The sequence below is a fragment of the Roseateles sp. P5_E11 genome (assembly GCF_054049355.1).
The window spans coordinates 1-4,393 of the sequence record NZ_JBFUMO010000492.1 but is presented as its reverse complement, the minus strand read 5'-3'; the positions used below and the strand labels follow the sequence as shown (position 1 = coordinate 4,393).

Sequence of the window (4,393 nt, the reverse complement as noted above, 5' to 3'; positions counted from 1 at the left end):
ACCGGTGCGCGCTGTGATCTCGGCCGCCAGCAGCGCGGCGGCGATGCCGTCCTTGTCGGTCGTCCACACGCGGCCATCACGGCGCAGCATTGATGCGCCCGCGCTCTCCTCGCAGCCCAGGCCCAGGCTGCCTTCAGCCAGGCCGGGCGCAAACCATTTGAAGCCGACGGGCGCCTCGAACAGCGGGCAGCCCAGGCGCCGCGCAATGCGGTCGATCAGCGCCGTCGTGACGACGGTCTTGCCGACGGCCGCGTTCGCGCGCCAGCCGGGCCGGTGGCGGAACAGATAGTCCACGGCGACGCTGAGGTAGTGATTGGGCGGCATCAGACCGGCACTGCGGGTGACGATGCCATGGCGGTCATGGTCGGTGTCGCAGGCAAAGGCCACGTCGAAGCGATCGCGCAGGCTCGTCAGCCTTTGCATGGCCCAGGGCGATGACGGGTCCATGCGGATCTGGCCGTCCCAGTCCAGCGTCATGAAGGCGAACCGCGGATCCACCTCGTTGCTGACAACCGTCAGTGGCAGGCGGTAGTGCTCGGCGATCGCGGGCCAGTAGGCCACACCCGCGCCACCCAGCGGGTCCACGCCCAGTTGCAGGCCGGCCGCGCGGATCAGGTCGAAATCAATGACCTGCCCCAGCGCCGCCACATAGCTGCCGAGGAAGTCGTACTCATGGCAGGCCGACGTGGTGAGCGCCCGCTCGGCGTCCTTGCGCAGGACGCCTTCAAGCGAATGCTTCAGATACTCGTTGGCAGCCGCCTGGATGCCCGCCGTGACGTCGCTGCCCGCCGGCCCGCCATGCGGTGGGTTGTATTTGAAGCCGCCATCTCGCGGCGGGTTGTGCGAGGGCGTCACGACGATGCCGTCGGCGCGCTGCCAGCCTTCGCGGCCGCGGTTGTATTCAAGGATAGCCAGCGACACGGCCGGTGTCGGCGTGAACTGGCCCGCCGGCGCCAGCATCACGTCCACGCCATTGGCGACCAGCACCTCCAGTGCGCTGAGCACAGCGGGCTCGGACAGCGCATGCGTGTCGGCGCCCAGAAAGAGCGGGCCCGCGATGTCGCTCTGCTTCCTGTGGTCGCAAATGGCCTGCGTGATGGCCAGCACATGCCATTCGTTGAACGAGCCATCCAGGGCCGAGCCGCGGTGGCCCGAGGTGCCGAAGCTGACCTGCTGTTCGGCGCAGCTCGGATCGGGCTGGCGCGAAAAATAGGCTTCGCGCAAGGCCTCGACGTCGATGAGGACATCGGGTGGCGCGGGCTTGCCGGCAAGGGGGTGGCGTTCAGCACTCATCGTTCGGGGCTCTCCCGTTCTTCGGTGAGACCATACTGCCAGCATGGCGCGGCCACGGTGCCGGACATCGGCACACAGGCTTGCAGGCCCCGACCTACAGGAACTCAATTGCCGCGCGGCGTCTCAGCGGCCAGACCGCTTCCTGATCCGCTCAATGCCGGTCTTGGCAAAACTCACCGAGCGCTTGGCCGCATCCTGGACTTGGGCTGCGGCGGGCAGCTTGTCCTGAGCCCATGAGGCGGCCTTTTGCACGGACTGCTGGACCTGCGTCGCGGCTGTATCGGCCGCGGCCTGCAACTGCTCGGCTGAGGGCAAGCGCTCACGTGTCCAGTCAGCGGCGTCCTTGGCCGACGTGCCCAATTGCTCAGCCCCCGACCTGGCGCCATGCCACGCCTTGGTCGCTGCGGTGCCGGCCGCGGCCTGCAGCTCCTCGGGCGAAGGCAGGCGCTCGCGCGTCCAGTCGGCCGCCTCCTTGGCCGAAGCGCCCAGCTGTTCGGCCGCCTTGCCCGCGCCCGACCTGGCGGTGACCCAGGCCTTGGTGAGCGGGCCGTCAGGCTCTTGCAGCAACAGCGTCAGGCTGGCTGCCAATGCCGCCTCCTCGGCCTCGGACAGCGGCCCGCCGGCTTCCAGCAGCCGGCGCAGGAACTGGCCGAGATCGGCGGCGATGGCCTTGTGGTTGCAGTCGGGGTTGGCATGCAGGAAGGCCGACAGCTCAGCGGCCACCTCCTCGACCGAGCCTTGCATCACGCTCGGCTCGATCTGCGCGATGGCCCGCGTGACAAAGCTGGCGTCCAGCCCCCAGTCGTCCACCAGGTGTTGCACCAGCGCTTGCCGCTCGGCGGGCTCGATGTGGCCATCCACCGCGGCCAGCCGCAGCGCCAGCGGCGCGATGAGGTCGAAGAGGGCCAGGCCCAGCGTGTCCAGCGGCGTGTTCAGGAACTTGGGGATCTCGATGACACGCGCGCCCTTGGTGTCACCCAGCCACCGGTACAGGCCGTAGCAGGCGCCGCCCGAGGCCAGCGCGGCCAGCGCCACCCAGCCAATGGGCGTGGCTGCGGCACCGATGCCCAGCACACCCGACTTCACGACGGCGGCGCCCGCGCCCGCGGCACCCAGCACGTCCCAGACCTCGCGGGTGCGGTTGATCATGCGCAAGGACTTGTAGGCGTTCTCGCCGATGGCGAGCTTGGCCTTGAAACGCAAGGGCTCGGCGACTACCTGCGTCACGCCTTCAAGCGCGGTTCCGGGTTCGGCTGGGTCCACTGTCGGTTGCTGCTGGGTCGTCATGGCGACCAAGCATAGAACGAGAGGGTGCACATCGTGGACGGCGCGGTCTTCGGGCCGAGCRCCGGGCCGCTCCCTAGCCGGCCCGGTTGGCGATGTGCTCGCGGCTCGATGCCGCGARCATCGCCGTCCCCTCGGGGGCTGAGGCCGGACACATGGCGCCCAGTGGGCGGCATGTGCCTGCCGAAGAGCTGCGGCGCGAGCCGCAGCGCGGTCTGCAAGACCGACTGGGCTTGCCCGCGTTTAGCAGGGCAAGACTGGGCGAGGGGCAGCGTTATTTCAGGTGACAGGCGCGGGGTTGAACAGCACCAGGCTGTTGTGCAGCTTCCAGTRCTCGGCCCAGGTCTTCTTGCGGCCGCTGGCGACGTCCAGCAGCAGACGGAACATCTCCCAGCCCGTCTCCTCGATCGTGGCCTCGCCGTCGGCGATGCGGCCGGCGTTGACGTCCATCAGGTCATGCCAGCGGCGGGCCAGGTCCGTGCGCGTGGCGACCTTGACGACCGGGCATTCGGCCAGGCCATAGGGCGTGCCGCGGCCTGTCGTGAAGATGTGCAGGTTCATGCCGGCGGCGAGCTGCAGCGTGCCGCAGATGAAGTCGCTGGCCGGCGTGGCGGCGTAGACGAGGCCGCGCTGGTCGCGCTTGAGCTTGTCGCCGGGAGCGAGCACATGCGAGATGGCCGAGCTGCCGCTCTTGATGATGGAGCCCATCGCCTTCTCGGCGATGTTGGACAGGCCGCCGGCCTTGTTGCCGGGCGTGGTGTTGGCCGAGCGGTCGACGCGGCCGCGGTCGAGGTAGCGGTCGTACCAGCCGAGTTCGCGAATGATGGCGTCGGCGACTTCCGGCGTCGCGGCGCGGCTGGTCAGCTGCTCGACAGCGTCGCGCACCTCGGTGTTCTCGCTGAACATGATGGTGGCCCCCGCGCGCACCAGCAAGTCGGCGCAGAAGCCCACGGCCGGGTTGGCCGTCACGCCCGAGAAGGCATCGCTGCCGCCGCATTGCACGCCGACGACCAGCTCAGCTGCAGGCACGGTCTCGCGCCTGCGGGCGTTCAGGCGCTCCAGGTGAGGCTTGGCACTTTGCAGGATGTCTTCGAGCATGGACATGAAGCCCACGTGCACGTCATCCTGCAGGCAGATCGTCTCGGGGCCGCTGGCGGGGTCGCGTTCGTCGGTGATGGGGAAGGAGCCGGGCGGCAGCAGGCGTGCGGGCTGCAGCTTTTCGCAGCCGAGGCTCACCACCATCACCTCGCCGCCGAAGTTCGGRTTCAGCGAGATGTTCTTGAGGGTGCGGATGGGGATGACGGCATCCGGCGCGTCGATGGCCACACCACAGCCATAGCTGTGCTCCAAGCCGATGACGTCGTCCACGTTCGGGTAGCGCGGCAGCAGCTCGGCCTTGATACGCGCGACCGCCTGGGCAACGACGCCGGCCACGCACTGCACCGTGGTCGTGATGGCGAGGATGTTGCGCGTGCCGACCGAGCCATCCTTGTTGCGATAGCCCTCGAAGGTGTAGCCGTCCAGTGGTTCAACGACAGCAGGCTTCACGGTGGCGATGGGCAGGCCTTCCAGCGCACGTGCGGCGGGCATCTGCAGCAGGCGCTCGTGCACCCAGCTACCGGCGGGAATGGCCTTCAACGCATAGCCGATGGGCACGGCATAGCGCAGCACCACTTCTCCCTCGGCGATGTCACGCAGCGCGACCTTGTGGCCCTGCGGCACCTTGTCGCGCAGCGCCAGCCCCGCGCCTGGGATGCCGTCCGGCAGCACGGTGCCTTCGGCCAGGCCGCCGTCGTTGGCAACGATGGCGACGTTG

The 4,393-nt window shown here is 68.9% G+C and carries 3 protein-coding genes; all 3 read right to left on the bottom strand.

Translation table 11 applies throughout. The annotated features are described in order from the left end of the window. On the bottom strand, positions 1 to 1,293 hold a 1,293-nt coding region (locus ACXJKR_RS25480), incomplete at its 3' end, for an alpha-D-glucose phosphate-specific phosphoglucomutase (protein ID WP_457325185.1). A 123-nt stretch (positions 1,294 to 1,416) separates the two neighbouring features. Beyond that, positions 1,417 to 2,580, bottom strand: a complete 1,164-nt coding sequence (locus ACXJKR_RS25475; protein WP_457325184.1) for a tellurite resistance TerB family protein — start codon at positions 2,578 to 2,580, stop codon at positions 1,417 to 1,419. A 276-nt stretch (positions 2,581 to 2,856) separates the two neighbouring features. Further along, positions 2,857 to 4,393, bottom strand: a 1,537-nt coding sequence (garD, locus tag ACXJKR_RS25470; protein WP_457325183.1) for a galactarate dehydratase, incomplete at its 5' end; no start/stop codon positions are given.

Bases quoted from the DNA above. Each gene is read 5' to 3' on its own strand.
- ACXJKR_RS25475 (WP_457325184.1), bottom strand. From the start codon at position 2,580: ATGACGACCCAGCAGCAACCGACAGTGGACCCAGCCGAACCCGGAACC.